The 18,099-nt window shown below is 64.8% G+C and carries 15 protein-coding genes; 8 read left to right on the top strand and 7 right to left on the bottom strand.

Going from position 1 to position 18,099, the window contains the following annotated elements; genetic code table 11:
- Window positions 1-54: 54 nt before the first annotated feature.
- From ACSQ3P_RS13425 to ACSQ3P_RS13415, 3 genes are all read right to left on the bottom strand, one after another.
- Window positions 55-408 (bottom strand): RidA family protein, encoded by a 354-nt coding sequence (locus ACSQ3P_RS13425; protein WP_436166021.1) that lies wholly within the window; start codon window positions 406-408, stop codon window positions 55-57.
- A gap of 74 nt (window positions 409-482) precedes the next feature.
- Entirely contained in the window at window positions 483-1,811 is a 1,329-nt protein-coding gene (locus tag ACSQ3P_RS13420) for an NAD(P)/FAD-dependent oxidoreductase (protein WP_311911831.1), read from the bottom strand.
- A 59-nt stretch (window positions 1,812-1,870) separates the two neighbouring features.
- Window positions 1,871-2,503 carry a helix-turn-helix domain-containing protein gene (locus ACSQ3P_RS13415; RefSeq protein ID WP_436166020.1) on the bottom strand — a complete coding sequence of 211 codons (633 nt, stop codon included), beginning with the start codon at window positions 2,501-2,503 and terminating at the stop codon, window positions 1,871-1,873.
- Between the two features lie 263 nt (window positions 2,504-2,766).
- On the opposite strand from ACSQ3P_RS13415, the gene ACSQ3P_RS13410 reads away from it, so the two are divergent.
- The 6 genes from ACSQ3P_RS13410 (at window position 2,767) to ACSQ3P_RS13385 (ending at window position 10,200) form a co-directional block, all read left to right on the top strand.
- On the top strand, window positions 2,767-4,443 hold the full coding sequence (locus tag ACSQ3P_RS13410; protein ID WP_436166019.1) for a peptide ABC transporter substrate-binding protein: 1,677 nt from the start codon (window positions 2,767-2,769) through the stop codon (window positions 4,441-4,443).
- Window positions 4,444-4,767: 324 nt separating this feature from the next.
- The gene (locus ACSQ3P_RS13405; RefSeq protein WP_436166018.1) at window positions 4,768-6,456 is read left to right on the top strand and encodes a peptide ABC transporter substrate-binding protein; all 1,689 of its coding nucleotides are present in this window, start codon (window positions 4,768-4,770) and stop codon (window positions 6,454-6,456) included.
- Between the two features lie 33 nt (window positions 6,457-6,489).
- A complete protein-coding gene (locus ACSQ3P_RS13400; protein WP_436166017.1) occupies window positions 6,490-7,443 on the top strand; it encodes an ABC transporter permease in 954 nt (317 codons plus the stop codon).
- Entirely contained in the window at window positions 7,443-8,342 is a 900-nt protein-coding gene (locus ACSQ3P_RS13395; protein WP_436166016.1) for an ABC transporter permease, read from the top strand. Before ACSQ3P_RS13400 ends, ACSQ3P_RS13395 begins: the two co-directional genes overlap by 1 nt.
- Window positions 8,339-9,067, top strand: a complete 729-nt coding sequence (locus ACSQ3P_RS13390) for an MOSC domain-containing protein (protein WP_436166015.1) — start codon at window positions 8,339-8,341, stop codon at window positions 9,065-9,067. The genes ACSQ3P_RS13395 and ACSQ3P_RS13390 overlap by 4 nt, the downstream gene beginning before the upstream one ends.
- Before the next feature lie 29 nt (window positions 9,068-9,096).
- Window positions 9,097-10,200, top strand: coding sequence for an NAD(P)/FAD-dependent oxidoreductase (locus ACSQ3P_RS13385; protein WP_436166014.1), 1,104 nt, complete (start codon window positions 9,097-9,099; stop codon window positions 10,198-10,200).
- A 38-nt stretch (window positions 10,201-10,238) separates the two neighbouring features.
- On the opposite strand, the gene ACSQ3P_RS13380 is transcribed toward ACSQ3P_RS13385, so the two are convergent.
- The 3 genes from ACSQ3P_RS13380 to ACSQ3P_RS13370 form a co-directional block, all read right to left on the bottom strand.
- Window positions 10,239-12,221 carry a hydantoinase B/oxoprolinase family protein gene (locus tag ACSQ3P_RS13380; RefSeq protein WP_436166013.1) on the bottom strand — a complete coding sequence of 661 codons (1,983 nt, stop codon included), beginning with the start codon at window positions 12,219-12,221 and terminating at the stop codon, window positions 10,239-10,241.
- 2 nt (window positions 12,222-12,223) lie between these two features.
- The gene (locus tag ACSQ3P_RS13375) at window positions 12,224-14,275 is read right to left on the bottom strand and encodes a hydantoinase/oxoprolinase family protein (RefSeq protein ID WP_436166012.1); all 2,052 of its coding nucleotides are present in this window, start codon (window positions 14,273-14,275) and stop codon (window positions 12,224-12,226) included.
- Window positions 14,276-14,375: 100 nt separating this feature from the next.
- Window positions 14,376-15,278, bottom strand: a complete 903-nt coding sequence (locus tag ACSQ3P_RS13370) for a LysR family transcriptional regulator (protein ID WP_436166011.1) — start codon at window positions 15,276-15,278, stop codon at window positions 14,376-14,378.
- 148 nt (window positions 15,279-15,426) lie between these two features.
- On the opposite strand from ACSQ3P_RS13370, the gene ACSQ3P_RS13365 reads away from it, so the two are divergent.
- Window positions 15,427-16,161, top strand: coding sequence for a metallophosphoesterase family protein (locus ACSQ3P_RS13365; RefSeq protein WP_436166010.1), 735 nt, complete (start codon window positions 15,427-15,429; stop codon window positions 16,159-16,161).
- A gap of 141 nt (window positions 16,162-16,302) precedes the next feature.
- On the opposite strand, the gene ACSQ3P_RS13360 is transcribed toward ACSQ3P_RS13365, so the two are convergent.
- Window positions 16,303-17,325 carry an AraC family transcriptional regulator gene (locus ACSQ3P_RS13360; RefSeq protein WP_436166009.1) on the bottom strand — a complete coding sequence of 341 codons (1,023 nt, stop codon included), beginning with the start codon at window positions 17,323-17,325 and terminating at the stop codon, window positions 16,303-16,305.
- 482 nt (window positions 17,326-17,807) lie between these two features.
- Here ACSQ3P_RS13360 and ACSQ3P_RS13355 point away from each other — a divergent pair, with 482 nt between their 5' ends.
- Window positions 17,808-18,098: an STAS domain-containing protein gene (locus ACSQ3P_RS13355; RefSeq protein ID WP_436166008.1), complete on the top strand. Its 291-nt coding sequence runs from the start codon at window positions 17,808-17,810 to the stop codon at window positions 18,096-18,098.
- Window position 18,099 lies beyond the last annotated feature (1 nt).

Below are 18,099 nucleotides of genomic sequence, written 5' to 3'. Positions count from 1 at the left end.
GAACTTATGAATTTGACATTTGCCGCGCGGCCGATATCGGGCGGGTAGCAAATGTCAAATTCGTTCCACTAGCGCCTGCACCTGGATTTCGACGAGAATCGCCTCGGCTGCAAGGCGGGACTCGACGGTGGCGCGCGCCGGAGGAGCTTCGGGGTCGACCCACTCGTCCCAGGCTGCGTTCATTTCATTGAACGCGCCGATATCCTTCAGCCAGATATTGGCTGTGACGATCTTCGACTTGCTGGTGCCGGCGAGCGCGAGGAAATGGTCGATCTGCGCCAGGATGTCAGCGGTCTGCTCCTTGGCGCCGCCGCTGCGATCCTTGGCCGTGATGCCGGAGAGGAAGGCGAAGCCGTTGGCGACGACGACGCGGCTCAGCCGGGCGCTCTTCTCGTGACGGGTGATCATGTCGAGGGATATCCGAGTTGTGGCGCGGTCCGGATGGAGCTGCGCCGAAGGGGAAAAGGGACCGTTGGCGCCGCTCACATCAATCCGGGTTCGCCGAGATCGCTGCCATCGACGAGGCGGCTGTAGCGATAGGGGTGGGGATCGACGATCGGCGCGTCGCCCGCGATGATGTCGGCCGCGAGCCGGCCGGCCGCCGGCCCGACGCCGAAGCCATGGCCGCTGAAGCCGGCCGAGACATGCAGGCCCGGCAATTTGTCGATCGCTGAGATCACCGGCACCCAGTCGGGCGTGAAGTCGATCAGGCCGCCATATTTGTGCGCAATCTTCACATCGGCGAGCTGCGGATAGATTTCGCCGATGCGCTTCAGCGCGAAGCTGATCAGCTTTTCCTGCGGCGGCGGGTCGTAGGTTCGCATTTTCTCGAAGGGCGAGATGCTGTCGTTGCTCCAGCGCATCAGGGCCTCGGGGCCCGAAAAGAAGGTCTTGTCGGCGCGGATGGTCAGCAGCCTGTGACGCTTCTTGAAGGTGGCCCAAAACGGCTTGGCGTACATCATCCCCTGCGGGCTGAGCCGAAGCAGCCCGCGCCCGCTGATGCCGATCGTGTAGCCGCCGTCGAGCCGGCGCCTGAAGGTAACGTCCGGCGTGGAGATGCCACCGACGGTGACCTCCGGCGCCGGCGCGGTGAAGAACGAGGTCGACTGCACGCCGGCCAAGGGCATGTCGATGCCGTGGTGCCGGCAGAACATCGAGGTCCAGACGCCGCCGGCGACCAGCACGGTGCTGGTGCGGATCGTGCCTTTCTCGGTGACGACCGCCGAGACGCGGCCCGCCGAGGTCTCAAGCCCGCGTGCTGCGCAATCCTGGTGGATTGTCACGCCGAGCCTGCGGGCCGCTTCCGCGAAGGCTGGGGTGGCGAGCGCCGGCTCGGCCTTGCCGTCGGTCGGCGAATGGATGCCGCCGACCCAATTCTCGGTCGAGCCCGGCGACATCGCCTTGGCTTCGGCGGCGGAGAGCACGCGGCTATGCATCTGCATCTCGCGTGCCTTGTCGGTCCAGTTGGACCAGGCGTCGAGATCGGATTGCTTGGTCGTCACATAGACCAGGCCGGTGCGTCGGAAGCCCGTATCCGCGCCGAGCTCCTCGTTGAGCCCGTTCCACATCTCGACGGCGCGCTGGGCCAGCGGCAATTCGCGCAGGTCGCGATTCTGCTGGCGGCACCAGCCCCAGTTCCGGCTCGATTGCTCGCCCGCGACATAGCCCTTTTCCACCACCGCGACGGAATGGCCCTTCCTAGCGAGATGATAGGCGGTGGTGATGCCGGCGATGCCGCCGCCGATGACGACGACGTCGGCTGAATTCGGCAGCGTCTCATCGCTGCGAATGCGCGTGACCGGAGGCGACATGGGCTGGCTTTCCTTGGCGTGGCGTATTTCAGGGGAAGGGTTGGGCTCTAAACTGGGCTCTAAAGATGCGTGTCGAGGACGCTCATGATCCAGAGCAGCTTGGCGTCCGCATCCGAGCGGTTGGCAATGTGGTGCGGGGCATCGCTCTTGAACTGGAAGCTGTCACCCTCGGCAAGCCTGGCCGTGCGCTCGCCGACGGTCAGCTCGATGCAGCCCGACATGACATAGCCGCCCTTCTGCCCGGTGCCGATGAGCACGTCCTCGCTGTTTCCGCCCGGCGGCAGCGTCACGATCATGAAGCGCAGATTCTCGTCATTGCGGGGCGAGAGCAGTTCCTTCACCAGCCGCGTCTCACCGACGACGATACGCGGCCGCTGTGCGCCGCGCCGCACGAAGGGCGGGTCTTCGGTCGGTTGCGGCTCGCGCTGCGCCAGGAACTCCCAGAGATTCACGCCGAGCGCGGCCCTGATGCGTTGCAGCGTCTTCATCGACGGGTTGGAGTTGCCGCGTTCGATCTGGCTGATGATGCCGGCTGAGACGCCGGCCTTTGCCGCAAGATCGAGAATGGTGAGATTACGCTCGCCGCGTAGGTTGCGCAGCCTCTCGCCAATCTGCTTGGCGCCGCCCTCGGGGGGAGGCATCGCCTCGGCCACCTTGATGTCGCGTGCGCTATTCGCGGGCATGATGCTCATATTTCCATCTTAATGAATAAGATTCATATGGGATTGCGCGGAGCCATGCAATTGGCGGCAGAGCCTCAAGCCTCGAAAATCTCGTTCTTTCAACGGCATTGATACAAAAATTGCTTCAAGCCGTTCGACGTGGCGTTTTCCGCCAGGAGTGGGCATCTCGCTCCATATCTGCGGTTCGTGCAATTGGCTTGACGTGAAAATCAATAAAATGAATATTTCAATCCATGCGCGGATCGCCGTCCGCAGCAACAGGGGGCCATGCGATGACAGATCGCCGTGAAGCTGAGCCGTCCGAGGGCGGTGCCGTCTCCCGCCGCGCGCTGTTGCTGGGTGCCTCTGTCCTGGCGCTCGCGCCCTGGGGCTCGCAACTCCAGGCACAGCCGGTGCCGAAGCCGAAGGGGCCGCCATCCGCGCCAAAGGGACAGGCGGTCATCGGCTATTCGCAGGAGATCACCGTCCTGCACCCGCTGATGCCGGCGAACGAGGTCGATCAGGGCGTCTGGTGGAATCTGTTCAGCCCGCTATGGGCGCTGGATCAGGCTGGCAAATTCGTCCCCGTATTGGCCAAGGACGTGCCGACCGTGGCCAATGGCGGGATTTCCGCCGATGGATTGGTCTGGAAGGTGACGCTGCGCGAGGGCGTCAAATGGCATGACGGCCGGGATTTCTCGGCCGAAGACGTCCGGTTCACCTTCGATCTCATCCGGAATCCGCAGTTCCGTACGCGCAGCCGCTCCGGCTTCAGTCTCCTTGAGGACGTCAAGACGGAAGGCAGCACGATCAGCTGGCGGATGAAGGAGCCCTTTGCGCCGTTCCTGTCCTTCCTCGCCTGGACCTTCATCGTGCCCAGGCATCTGCTCGATGGTGCGACTGACCCGAACGCGACGCCCTTTCATGCAAATCCCGTCGGCACGGGCCCGTTCAAGTTCGTCGAGCGCAAGACCGGCAGTCATGTCCTGCTCGCGGCCAACACGGCTTATTTCGGCGAAGGGCCTTATCTGGAGCGGTTGGTTTTCCGTTATGTGCCCGACCTCAACGCGATGTACACGCAGTTCCGGACGGGCGAGATCGATTATATCGGCCTCCAAGGCATTCCGCCGAACCACTACGCCGAGGCGAAAACGCTCAAGAACGTCGTCGTGCATCTTTGCCCACGGGCTTCCGTCGAGAACCTCACGCTCAATCTCGCCCATCCCGCACTGAAGGAGAAGGCGGTCCGGCAGGCGCTCTATCTCGGCATGGACAAGAAGGCGATCGTCGAGGCGCTTTATTACGGGCTCCCCCTTCCGGCTTCCAGCTTCATGCCGCCGCAGAGCTGGGCCTTTAACGACGCGCTTCCGCGCCATGTCCATGATCCGGCCAAGGCCAGGGCCATTCTCGACGCGGCCGGCTGGAAGCCCGGCCCCGACGGCGTGCGCGTGAAGGACGGCGTGCGTCTCGCCTTCACCAACTCGACCACGACCGGGAATCCGACGCGCGAACAGGCACAGCAGCTGCTGGTGCAGGACTGGGCCAAGATCGGCGCCGAGATGACGATCAAGAACATGCCGGCCGCGGTGCTCTGGGCGAAGTTCTGGGCAGAGTCCCAGTTCGACAGCCTGATGACCAACACGACCTACACGGTCGCCTCCGATCCCGACGTGATGCACCGCTTCGGCGGCAACGCGATCCCGCTCAAGGCCGGTACGGGCTCCAATGTCAGCCAGTACGAGAACCCCAAGGTCGACGGCTTGCTGGCGAAAGGCATCGCCATGACCGATATGGCCCAGCGGGCCGAGATTTACCGGGAGGCGCAGGCGCTGATCCTTGACGATCTGCCGATGCTGCCAATTTTCCAGTCGGTTCAGGTCGAGGGCACCAAGGTCGGGCTCATCGGCTTCGCCAACAACGTCAACGCACTCTCCAACGCCTGGAATGCCGGCAGTTGGTACTGGACTTGAGAGTGGGCCGGGAATGGCTCCGGCGAGAAGCCGAGCCGGCGCAGAAGCCTATGCCGTCGATGGCGGTCGAATCGGCAGATTCTATCCGGCGTGCGGCAGCGATCAGTATCCGAATGAGGGCGCCGCAAGCCTAACCTAGGGGGAAGGTTGCAAGATCGGCCAACCAAAGGATCGGCCAACCAAAAGATCGGCCAACCATGAGCGGCCCGCCAGACGAAGCGGGAGCGCGTGGCCAAACGGTCGAACTGATCTGGATCAGGCCGGGGCGCGCGTCGCGCCGGTTCGGATTGCCTTCCGCAAAACAAAGAACAGAGGGGTTTCTCGATGACCAAGCATTCCGACGAGACGATCAAATCGACCTTCCCGATGCCGGCCTTGCATCGCCGCGAAATTCTTGCGCTCGGCACTGGGGCCCTGCTCGCCGCCTCCGGCCTCGGTGCCCGCGCCCAGACCAAGGCCGCCCCGCCGCCGCCAGCCAAGCCGACCGGCCAGGTCGTCGTCGGCCTGTCGCAGGAGCCGACCGCCTTCAACCCGCTGATGCCCGGCATCGAGGTCGACGAGACCGTCTGGATGCAGGTCTTCAACACGATGTGGCTGGCCGATCCGCAGGGCAATCTGATGCCCGACCTTGCGGCCGAGATCCCCAGCGAGGCGAATGGCGGCATCTCGGAAGGCGGCCTGGCCTGGAAGGTCAAGCTGCGCGCGGGCGTGACCTGGCATGACGGTACGCCCTTCACCGCCGAGGATGTGAAATACACCCTCGAACTCATCAACGCGCCGGGCTTCAAGAGCCGTACCCGCGTCGGCCATGCCCTGGTCAAGGACATCAAGGTCACCGGGCCGCTGGAGATCACCTGGCGCATGGAAAAGGCCTATGCGCCTTATCTCGCGCTGCTCTCCAACACCTTCATCGTGCCCAAGCATCTGCTGGAGAAGGCGAGCGACCCCAACACCGCCCCCTTCAACGGTGCGCCTGTCGGCACCGGCCCGTTCAAATGGGGCACGCGCCAGCCGGGTGACAACATCACCCTCGTCGCCAATGAGAAGTACCATGGCAAGGGCCCTTATCTGGAGAAGGCCGTCCTCAAATATGTGCCCGACCAGACCGCGCTCTACGCCCAGTTCCGCACCGGCCAGGTCGATCTGATCATCGGCACCGGCATCCCCGCGAACTTCTACGAGGAAGCCAAGAAGCTGCCGGGCCGCAAGGTCGTGATGATCCCGAACGCCTCGCTCGAGATCCTGATGCCGAACCTGGAGAACCCGATCCTGGCCGAGAAGGCGGTGCGCCAGGCGCTCTACGCCTCGATCAACAAGCAGGCGATCATCGACGTCATCTACTACGGCACCCACAAGCCGACCGAGTCCTTCGCGCCGCAGGAATCCTGGGCCTACAACCCCAACCTGCCCAAGCAGCAATATGATCTCGCCAAGGCCAACAAGATCCTCGACGAGGCTGGCTGGAAGCGCTCGGGCTCGGGCGTGCGCATGAAGAATGGTGTGCCGCTCGAATTCGCGGTTTCGACCACGACGGGCGCCGCACTGCGCGAGCAGTGCCAGCAATTGATGATGCAGGACTGGCAGCAGGTCGGCGTCAAGATGACGATCAGCAACATGCCGGCGGCCGTGATCTGGGGCGATTTCTACACCCGCTCGAAATTCCAGTCGCTGCTCGTCGGCACGGCCTTCCGCACCGTGATCGACCCTGATCCGGCCTCGCGCTTCGCGTCTGATGCGATCCCGGCCAAGAACGGCAGCGGCGCCAACCAGATGCAGTGGCAGAACGCCGAGGTCGACAAGCTGCTCAAGGCCGGCCAGGAGACCTTCGACCAGGCCAAGCGCAAGGAGATCTACTGGAAGCTGCAGGAGATCGCCCGCGACGAGCTGCCGATCCTGCCGATCTTCCAGTACGCTCCGATCGAGGGCTACAAGGAAGGCCTCGTCGGCTACGAACCCAACATCAACGCCCGCCAGAACACCTGGAACATGGGCGTCTGGTACTGGGCGCGCTGAGATCATGATGCGCTCCGCCCGGAACCACGCACCATGAGCACGTTCCTCGTGCAAAGGCTGATGCAGGCACTGGTCCTGCTGCTCATCGTCTCGATGATCGGCTTCGCCATCCTGCATCTGGCCCCGGGCGGGCCGCTCTCGCAATTCGCGGCGAGCGGCGAGATGACCCAGGCCGATCTCGACCGCATCGCCGAGCAGCTCGGCCTCAACCGGCCCTTGCCGGTGCAATATGCCGAATGGCTCTGGCGCATGCTGCGCGGCGATTGGGGCCTGTCCTATCGCGACCAGCAGCCGGTGCTCCACATCATCGCCTCCCATATCGGGGCGACGCTGGAATTGATGCTGACCTCGACGCTGCTCGCCATGCTGCTCGGCGCCTGGATCGGCATTCTGGGCGCGATCAAGCGCTATTCGCTGTTCGACAGCCTGGCGACGATCGGTGCGATGATTGCGCTCTCGATCCCGACCTTCTGGTTCGGCCTGGTCGTGATCTATGTCTTCTCGGTCGGGTTCGGCTGGCTGCCTTCGGGCAATCGCTACACCATCGGCGACGGCTCCTTCCTCAACCAGCTGCACCATCTGATCGGGCCCTGCATCGTGCTGGCCCTGGTCTCGACCGCGGTCTGGAGCCGCTATATGCGCTCCTCGATGCTGGAGGTGGTCAACCAGGACTATATCCGCACCGCCCGCGCCAAGGGCCTGCCCGAGCGCAGCGTCCTGCTGCGCCACGCCTTCCGCAATGCGCTCCTGCCGATGATCACCATCACCGGCCTGCATGTGCCCACCCTGCTCAGCGGGGCGCTGGTGACCGAGACCGTCTTCACCTGGCCGGGGATGGGCCGGCTCTTTCTCGATTCGATCAGCTATCGCGACTATCCCGTCGTGATGGGCATCCTGATGTTCACCGCCGTGCTCGTCCTGCTCGGCAGCCTGATCGCGGATCTGCTCTACGGCATTGCCGATCCCCGTATCGCGAGGAATGGCTGATGAGCGGCACCGAACTGATCAGCACGGCTGAACCCAGCCTGGCCCCGCCGCCGAGCTTCTGGAACAGCCCGGGCTTCCGCCGTTTCCGCCGCCACAAGCTCGCGGTCTTCGGCGCGACGGCGATCGTCCTGATGACACTCGCCTGCATCGTTGGTCCGATGCTGCTGCCCTATAACGACACCTTCATCGACATCCGCCAGCGCTTCGCACCGCCCTTCTCCGGGCCGCATGTGCTGGGCACCGACCCGCTGGGGCGCGACATCCTCGCGCGCCTGCTGATGGCGGGACGCATCTCGCTCGCGGTGGGCTTCTCCGCGATGGTGATCAGCATGGCGATCGGCATCTGCGTCGGCATGGTCGCGGGCTTCTATGAAGGCGTGATCGGCGCCACGCTGATGCGCTTCGTCGATGCGATGCTGTGCTTTCCCTCGATCTTCCTGCTGCTTGCCATCTCGGCGCTGATCTCGCCCTCGGTTCCCTCGATCGTGATGCTGATCGCGATGACCTCCTGGATGGAGGTGGCGCGGGTCGTCGAGGCGCAGATGCGCTCGTTGCGCACGCGCGATTTCGCTGTGGCGGCCGTCGCGATGGGCTCCAGCAATGTGCGCATCATGTTCCGCGAATTGCTGCCGAACGCGGTCGCGCCGATCGTCGTGGCCGCGACGCTGAACGTCGCCCATGCGATCCTGGCCGAGAGCTATATCTCCTTCCTCGGCTACGGCATCCAGCCGCCGACGCCGAGCTGGGGCAATATGCTGGAGGGCGCCCAGAGCTACCTCACCAGCGCGCCCTGGCTCGCGATCCTGCCGGGAGCCGCGATCACGCTCGCCGTCACCAGCTTCAACTTCGTCGGCGACGGCTTGCGTGATGCGCTCGACCCGCGCCTCGACCTGCCATGAGCGGCAGCGTTGCGGCGCTCTGGCGCTATCCGGTCAGTTCGATGGCTGGCGAGCGGCTGGATGTCGCCCCGCTCGACGCGTCCGGCGTCGTCGGCGATCGGCTCTGGGGCGTCGTCGATGCGTCCAGCGAGCGCATCGCTTCGCCCGGCCGCGAGAAGCATTTCATCGAAGTTTCCCGCGGATATGCCCGCTGGACGGCTCTGGATGGTGCTGCCATCTCGGCTGACGGCACCTCCTGGGCAAAGCCGGATGATGCGGAGGTCATCGAGAAGCTGTCCTCGCTCTTCGGCTTCCCGGCGCAACTGAAGCCGTTCGTCCGGCGCGGGCAGGAGGGGTTTCGGCCGCGCTATGAGCATGCGCCGATCCATCTCCTGAGCACGGCCGCGATGCGGAGCCTGGAGCGTGAGATGCCGGGCAGCGTCGTCGACGAGCGCCGCTTCCGACCCAACATCGTCGTCGATTGGCCGGACGGACAGGAGCCGATTCCGGAGAATGGCTGGCTCGGCCGCGAAATCCGCATCGGCGACGTCGTCCTGAAGGGCAGCATCCCCTGTGGGCGCTGCGGTTTCATCACCATCGCGCAGGACGGCATCCCGCTCGATGTCGAGCTGCTGCGCACGGTGGTGAAGCGTCACAACCGCAATTTCGGAATCTACTGCGACGTCCTGGTCCCCGGCGAGATCAAGCCCGGCGATGCCGTGACGGTTGCTCCTGCCAGCGCCTGAAGGCGCCACGTTCCCGAGGACAGCTAATCATGAGCCGTATCGTCATCATCGGGGCCGGCATCGTCGGCTTGTCGGTTGCTCGGGCTGCCCTCAAGCGCGGTCATGACGTCATCGTCCTGGAGCAGGGGCCTGCGCCCAACCCACAGGCGGCCTCCTTCGATAACCACCGCATGATCCGCTACCCCTACGGTTCTGCCGCTGGCTACACGCGCATGGTCACCGAGGCTTTTTCAGCCTGGGATCGGCTCTGGTCGGATCTCGGTACGGTGCATTTCGAGAATACGGGCGCAATCGCGATCTCGTTGGAGGCCGGCGACTACGCGCAGAAGACCCTCGACACCTTCAAGGCCGTCGGGCTGCCCCATGAGGTGCTCTCCCGCGACGGCGTCGAGGCGCTTTGCCCGCATCTGAGCTTGCCCGCGCATGCCTGGGGCGTGGTCTCCTTTCCCGGCGGGCCGCTCTTCGCCGGCCGTATCGTGACCGAGCTGGCGCAATGGGTGCGCGACCATGGCGGGATCATCGAGCATGATTGCCGCGTCGCGCGGGTCGATCTCGATGCCGGCATCGCTGTCCGCGTCGACGGCTCTGAGGTTGCTGGCGATCTGCTGCTGGTCGCGGCCGGGGCCTGGCGGCCGACGCTGCTGCCGGAGCGCTATGGCGAGGCCTCGGTCTATCGGCAGGGGCTCTGCTATGTCGAGCCGCCGGCGCAATACGAGCAAAGCTGGCGAGACGCCCCCGCGATCGCGGCCCTTGGCGACCACACTGGCTATACGCTGCCCGATCGCCGCGGCGCCGGCCTCAAGATCGGTTACTCCGCGCATCGCCGGCTGGCGCGTCCCGAAAAGGACGGCTTCGGCTCTGATCTGGAAAATGAGAGCCGCGCCATCCTTGGCGCTTTCGAGCCTTACTTCCGCGACTTCGAGGCCTATCGGCCGACACGCATCCAGGTCGGCTATTACGTGCTCGAGGCCACGCGGCGCTTCGAGGTCGCGCAGACCGGGCGCGGCCTCGTCGTCACGAACTGTGACGGCCAGATGTTCAAGTTCGGCCCGCTCCTCGGCGAGCGCATTCTTGGCATGTTCGCAGGCGAGGAAAGCGCAAACGATCTCGCTCATTGGGCGGCGGGCTATTGAGTGTGCGCAACAGCGCAAGGTTTTCAGTCAGTCCGGCCTTACTCCGCCGCGAGCGCGATCTCCGGCACCTGCGGATAATCGAGCCGGACGCTACCGAAAGCGCTCGTGACGTCAGCTTGCGAGCCGGCTTCGCGCATCGCCGCAAAGATCTTCGTCTTGGTGAAGAAGCGCCAATGCACCGGCAGGGCCGCTAGCAGGCGCGTCAGGGCCGCGTAGTTCCGGGCATGCCAGACGCGCTCAAAAGCGTCGCGCTCCGGGCCGAAATGGAAATGCCCGCCATGCGCGTTCGGCTTCATCTCGGCCCTGAGCGCAGCTGTCGCCTCGGCATCGACCGCTCCGTCCCGGATCACCACGCCATAGCGGTGTTTCGCCGCCGCCACGCTGACATAGCCGCGTGCGACGTCGAGCAGCACGCGCTCGGGCTCCCGCTCCAGGGCCGAGCCGCGGCCGCCGCCGCCTGGCGAGTGGATATGGATGATGTCGCCGGGTTCGGTGACGGCGATGTCGGTGTTGCCGAGCACGCGTTCATTGGCGGCACCGGGATTGATGATGAAGTTCGACGGCTCGGCCGAAAGCCCGCCCAGCGTGCCCCAGGGCCGGAAGATCGAACGGTCGCGGTTGCGCGCGGTGATGCGGGTGTTGGGCGCGAAGACCTTGAACTCCATCACGGTCGCAAGCCCGCCGCGCCAGCGCCCGGCCCCGCCGGAATCGGGCAGCAGGCCATAGCGGACGAACTGGATCGGCACCTCCGTCTCGGTGATCTCGATCGGCGTGTTCTTGAGATAGGCGGCGTCGGCGCCCGAGCCGTTGGGGCCGTCGCGGTGGGGCATGCCACCGCCGCCGCCGACCACCGGATTGATCGCGGCGATGATGCTGCGATGCGTCTTTTCGTCGGTCGTCATCACATTGACGATCGAGCTCGAGCCCGCCGGCGCGGCCGGCATGCGCTCGGGAATGGCGAGGCTGAAGGCGCCGAAGATCAGGCTGCGCACCCGCCCGCAGGTCAGGCTGCGCATGCCCACCGCCGCCGGGAAGGAGGGGTTCAGCACCGTGCCCTCGGGCGCGATGCAGGTGAAGGGGCGCGTCAGGCCGGAGTTGAGCAGGAGCTGCGGGTTGAGCGTGTAGAGCACGTAATAGACGCCGACGAGCAGCAGGGTGTGGCGCGGGTCGCTGCCGGTGGGAACATTGAGCGAGGAGCCGAGCTGCGGGTCGGAGCCGGTGAAATCGAGCACCGCCTCGCAGCCCTTGATCGTCAGCGTCAGCGCGAGCCGGCAGGGATTGCCGTCGACGCTGTCCTCATCGGCATAGTCGGAGAAGAAATATTCGCCGTCCGGGATCGAGCGCAGGATCTCGCGGGCCTGGTGCTCGGCATAGTCCATCAGCCCGTCGAGCCCCTCCATGAAGCCCTTGGCGCCGAACTTGGCGATCATCGCCTGGATCTTGCGCTCGCCGGTGTTGAGCGCGCCGGCCAGCGCCTTGAGGTCGCCCATATTGAGGTCGGGCTTGCGCACATTCATCATCATGATGCGCAGCACCTTCTCGTCGAAGACGCCATCGCGCATCAGCGTCATCGGCGGGAAGCGGATGCCTTCCTGGTGGATTTCGGTCAGCGAGCGCGACAGGCTGGCGGGCACCGCGCCGCCCATATCGGTGTTGTGGACATGGCCGCCGACGAAACAGACGATCTCGCCCTCATGGAAGATCGGCTTCCAGAGATGCGTGTCGGGGGCGTGCGTCGCGAGGTAGCCGCTATAGGGGTCGTTGGTGAAGGCGATGTCGCCCGGCCGGTATTCGTCGACGAGCTCGATGGCGCGGTTGTAGTTCATGCCCGGATACCAGGTCGCGCCCAGATCCATCGGCACGGCGACGACGCGGCCGGTCCTGTCCATCACCATCACGGTGAAGTCCTCGGTCTCCTTGACGAAGGTCGAATGCGCCGTGCGGTAGAGCGTGTAGGCCATGTTCTCGGCCGCCGCTCGGCAATGGTTCGCCAGAACCTGCAATGTCACCTTGTCGACCATGCTCAAGCCTCCGTCCGCAAGGTGAGGTGAAGGTTCAGCCAGCCATCGACATGGGCTTCGAAGCCGGCGGGAATGCAGATGGTGGTGTCGTCCTGCGCCACGATGGCGGGGCCGGAAAAGCTGTGCCCATGGCGCAGCGCGTTGCGGTGATAGAGCGCAACCTCCTGGCTCGCTCCGTCGAGCCAGACCGGGATCAACCGCTCGGCTGCGACGGTCCCGGATGCGGCCTCCGGTACGGGGGCGAGACCTGGCCGCTCGGTCGTCCCGCTGACGACGAGGCGCAGATTGACGATCTGGACCTCGCCGGCCTCGTCGTTGAAATCGTAAATCGCCAGATGCTGGCGGTGGAAGGCGGCGTCGATCGCGGCAATGTCGCCCTCCGCCAGCCAGGACTCGGAGAGCGGCACCTCGATCTCGAAGGACTGGCCATGATAGCGCATATCGGCCGAGAGGGTCTCGATGACCTGGCCGGTGAAGCCCTGCTCATCCCTGATCCAGCTCGAGCCGTCGGCCTTGAGCCGGAGAAGCGCTTCCCTGAGACGCGGCAAGGATTCTGCTGCGGAGGGCGCGAAGATCGTCTGGATGAAGTCGCCCTTCACATCGGCGATCAGGCCGCCGAGCGCGCTGACCACGCCTGGCCGTTGCGGCACCATCACATGGGGAATGCCGAGCTCCCGCGCCAGGAAGCAGCCCAGCATCGGGCCGGCGCCGCCAAACGGCATCAGCGTGAATTCGCGCAGATCGACGCCATAGCGCGCGACGAGCTTGTTGACCTCGACGAACATCTCCGAGACCGCCACCGCGATGATCGCCTCCGCCGTCGCTTGCGAGGCGAGGCCCAAGAGCCCGGCGAGCTCGCCGATGACGGCCTCGGCGCGGTCGCGGCGCATGCCGATCTGGTCATAGGCGATCGGCGTATGGCCGAGGAAACCGCAAGTGGCCATCGCGTCGGTGACGGTCGCGCGCGTGCCGCCGCGGCCATAGCAGGCCGGGCCCGGCGTCGAGCCGGCGCTTTCCGGCCCGACCTTGAGCACGCCGAAGGCATCGGCCCAGGCGATCGAGCCGCCGCCGCTGCCGATGGATGTGACGGAGACGCTGGGCACGAAGAGCGGGAAGTCGCCGACGGTCTCGCCGGTGCCGAATTGCGGCTTGCCATCGATGATCAAGGCGAGGTCGGCGCTGGTGCCGCCGATATCGAGCGTCAGCACATGGGCGATGCCGGCCTGTTCGGCGAGATAGGCCGCGCCGATGACGCCCGATGCCGTGCCCGAGAGCAGCATGTTGACGCAGGCGCGCTTGCCGGTCTGCGCATTCATCAGCCCGCCATTGGATTTGGTCAGCATCGGCCCGGCCGGCACGCCGCGTGAGGCGAGAGCTGCCTCGAGCGCGCCGAGATAGCCCGCGACGCGCGGATGGACATAGCCGTTCAGGATCGCAGTCGTGCTGCGCTCATATTCGCGGATCACCGGCCAGACCTCGCTGGAGGTGAAGACGAAGAGTTCCGGCGCAAGTTCTGCGATCAGCGCCTTGGCCTGCGCCTCATGAGTGGGATTGCGATAGGCGTGCAGGAAGGAGATGACGACCCCGTCCACGTCCTTGCTGCGGATTGTCGCGATGACATCGGCCAGCGCCGCGCGGTCGAGCTCCTCGGCGACCGCGCCATTGGCGAGCTGGCGCTGCCTGACGCCATGGATCAGGTCGCGCGGGATCAATTGCTCGGGCCTGGCGCAGAACAGCGAATACATCTCCGGCATGCGCAGCCGGGCGAGCTCGATCACGTCCTCGAAGCCGGCGGTGGTGATCAGGGCGAGCCGGCTGCCCTTGCGCTGGATGATGGTGTTGATGCCGACCGTGGTGCCGTGGACGAAGGAGATAACCTCCTCGGGCGCCACGCCATGGCGCTCCTGCAGGAGGCTCAGGCCGTCAAGCAGCTCCTTGCCGGGCTCGTTCGGCGTGGTCAGGACCTTGATGGTCTCGAACCGGTTGGTGCCGGTCTCCATTGCGCAGAAGTCGATGAAGGTGCCGCCGATGTCGACGCCGATACGCCAGCTCATGAAACCGTCCGCTCGCGAGAATGCAGTTGGCAATCTGAGGGCAGGGGGCGGCACCGTCAAAGAGCAAAATGCGACAGGCGGATAAGCCTGGCTTATGGAATCAGGGTTCGTGCTGTTCGAGGCCGAGGCTTTTGCAGGCGCTGCGCAGATGGGTCCGCAGCAATTCGTGATTGCGCGAAAGCGGCCGGCGCGAACTCGTCAGCAGGCAAAGCGGCAAGGCGACATTCGGCCGGAAGGGGCGGGTCACCAGCCCCGGAAAGCTGTGCCAGGGCAAAAGCCCGTCGACGATTGCAATGCCGAGCCCCTGTTGCACGAAGGCGAGCGCGATGATCGAGACGTCGATTTCCATCTCCGGCTGGAAGGAAACGCCCTCGCGCCCCAGCGCCGCGCGCAGCAACTGCCCGGGAAGGGATTCGGCGCGATAGGAAATCAGTGTCTCGCCGCGCAGATCGGCTGGGCCGATCGCCTCGCGGGAGGCGAGAGGGTGGGCCGAGGGCAGGACGCAGACGATCCGGGTGTGGCCGATGATCTCCGTGTCGATCAGGGGAAACGATTGATCGGTCATCGCGATGCCGAGGCCGGCCTGGCCGCGATCCAGCATCGCCACGATCACCTCGGCCGGCACGACATAGGACAGGATGCGGATATCGGCATGGGCCGCCCGGAAATGGCGCAAGGCTTCCGGCACCAGCGCGAGTGATGGCGGCGCCGAGGCCGCGAGCCGCACCACGCCGGATTTGCCCTGGCGCAGGTCGCCGGCACGCTGCCTCAACCCTTCGAGATCGCTGAACAGCCGGTCGACTTCCGGGTAGAGCTCCTCCGCCTCGGGCGTCGGGATCAATCGGCCCTTGACCCGCAGGAACAGCTTGAAGCCGAGCTCGTCTTCGGTGTGCAGCAGGATCTGGCTCAAGGCCGGCTGCGAGACGTTGAGCGCCTCGGCTGCGCTGGTCAGCGTGCCGCAGCGCATCACCATGCGAAAGACTTCGAGTTGCCGTGCGCGCATCCGCCTCATTCCATAATGAGGCCTTATAGCATGAGCCTCGCATCAGGATTGGATGAATCGCTCGTGCGGGAAGCTTCGAGAGGTATTAGCCTGTCACGGCTCCCGGGCGAATCGGGGCGGTCATCGATAGGGAAAGGCTGGTCCCGACATGCGGCTTGGCGTCATCGCGGATGTTCACGGCAACCTCCCGGCCCTGGAGGCCGTGATGGAGCGGCTCGCCGGGCTGGAGCTCGATGCGGTCGTCAATCTCGGTGATTGCGCGTCGAGCCCGCTCTGGCCGGCCGAGTCCGTCGCGCTGCTGCGCAAGAGCGGGTTCCACCATGTTCGGGGCAATCACGACCGGGTGCTCGGCGCGCCCAGCCTCGCCGGACTTGGCTTGTCCGACGCCTATGCCTGGTCGCAGCTCGATCAGGAGGCGCGCGATTGGCTGCTTGCGCTGCCCTTCAGCCTGTCCGTTGCGGGCGCTTTGTGCATCCATGCCAGCCCGCAGGACGACAACACCTATCTGCTCGAGAGCGTCGTGGCGGGCCGCCTGCTGCCGGCATCCCTGGAGGAGGTCGAAGGCAGGCTGGACGGGAACGCCTCGCGACTGATCTTCTGCGCCCACAGCCATCTGCCGCGTCTGCTGCGGCTGGGGAGCGGCGCCACCATCGTCAACCCGGGCAGTGTCGGCTGCCCGGCCTATGATGATCCCGACGCGCCAGCCCATGTCTCGGAAAGCGGCTCGCCCCATGCCCGTTTCGCGCTTGTGACCGTGGAGGATGACAAGGTCGGGGTCGCGTTCCAGGCGATTGCCTATGACTGGGCCGCAGCCGCCCGCCGCGCACAGGCGAATGGCCGCGAGGATTGGGCGCAGGCCCTGCTCAAGGGCTGGATGGGCTAGAGCAGTTTCCGATCCGATTGGATCGCTCAACCGCTCCAGCTCTTTGTTTTGACGCGTTTTCTCCGCGCAAACGCTTCGCGTTTGTCGCGAGGGAACCGGTGTCCATTTCGCTTGAAAACGCTCTAAGACGGTCCGACCACGTCACTCGCCGGTTTCGTGCTGCTCCGCATGCTGGTTGCGGCTGGCGCGCAAGGCGACGGCGCTGATCCCGAAAGCGGCTTCGAATTGCGTGTTGAAGCGCGTGAAGTTCGAGAAATTCCAGCGCTTGGCGACCACAGCGACGCGCTCGCTTGGATTGTGCTCGATGTCGCGGCGCGCGCGGTCCAGGCGCACCGAGCGCTCATATTCCGAGATCGAGACGCCAAGGAATTTCTGGAAGCCATATTGCAGAGCTCGCAGGCTGACACCGGAGACGGGGACGAGTTCCTCCAGCGAAAGTGAACCATCGGCATGGCGCTCGATATAGTCGATCGCCCGCCTGACATGTTTGGGAACGATGATCTTCGCGTGGCGCGACAAGGCATCTTGATAATTATGCGGAAGAATCTCGAGAATGAGGTCGATCAGCAGCGCCGAGAGCTTGCCGGCGCTGTGTGGTGCCTCCTCGAGCGTGGGCAGCAGCATCGTTCGATCGAGCGCGGAGAGGAAGGCGCGCAAGGCTTGTGACGCATGGTCCCGAGCATCGAATTGCGGCGCGAAGCGCAGCCTGCGCAAGACCGGCGCGCCGGTGAGCTCGAAGAGGCGATGCGTCAGCAGGCGCTGCTCGATCTGGATTGAATAGTTCTCCGACCGGGCCGAGCGGCGCGCTGATTTCACCTCGCGCATGTCGAGCAGGATGGAGCCCGAGCGCGCGCATTCGATATTGTCATCGCCAAGCATGATCGTGGTCGAGCCGCTCAGCGGCGTCACGATCTGAAAGCCGTCGAAAACCTCGTGGTGCCGAATCTCCACCGGCTCCTCGAAGCTCGTGCGGAAAAAGAACATGCCGTCGCAGGCCCGGCTGATCGCGTTGAACTCGATTCGTCCCGAGCGGGCGCCCAGTGGTTGAAGCGCGAGCCTGAAACCGCAGGCTGCGAAATGCTCGATCGCCTCGTCAATGTCGTGCGCCACGAAATGCCGCGTGCGAGCCGGATGAACCGCGCCTTTATGATAGTCAGCCGACATCGGCGCGCTCCGCGAGACAGACGAGGGAGACGGCAAGCCACGAAAGCGGCCCCGCTCGACCGGTCTTGGATCGCGCGCAAGTCTTGGATAGCGCGTGAGTGTAGCCGTAACCGCCGCCGGATCTGGATTCCGGCGGGCTCGATGCTGAATGCCCCATGTCCCACTTCCGTTGACCGAACCTTCTGAAGAAGTACGACGGTCAATATTACGAATCATGCAGTCGATTTACGTCCGGCGCAAGCCGGATTCGCTGGACGCAGGGTTGTGACGATCGGCGCAAGATAAGATTCGAGGTTAATACATCAATCAGGATTAACCGAGAATAGTCAGCGGTAATTGGTCGTTAAGCTTCAAATAATTCCGCGGGTTTAGTGCTCGGGTTGCGGTCCTCTGTGCGCAAGCTTGAGGAAGTAAGTAGTGTTGCGTGGTTGGGTATATCGCTTTGTCTCGTGGCGATGTGACTCAACGGAAAGTGAGTGTTCATGCCAGCGGTGAATATGCCAGTCGACTGCTCCTTGCGCTCGATCAGGCCTTTCCATGTTGAAGTGGTCGCCGCCTTCAAATCGAGCGGCGATCTCGTCATCGATTGCTCCGCGATCACAGCTTGCGACATCGCTGCCGTCCAACTCCTGGTCTCGGCCAGCAAGACGGCGGCTGAATCCGGGCGCCTCCTGCGGCTGGAGGGTGTGCCGGAGGTCCTGAGCACCACGCTGGCGCGGGCTGGCCTTGCCCTGTCGCCTTCCGCCGACCGCATTCTCATCAGCGAGGTCTGAT

This window comes from Allobosea sp. LjRoot9 (assembly GCF_964252745.1).
Classification (GTDB): domain Bacteria; phylum Pseudomonadota; class Alphaproteobacteria; order Rhizobiales; family Beijerinckiaceae; genus Allobosea.
The sequence above is the reverse complement of the archived record's forward strand: the minus strand, read 5'-3'. Positions and strand labels throughout refer to the sequence as shown.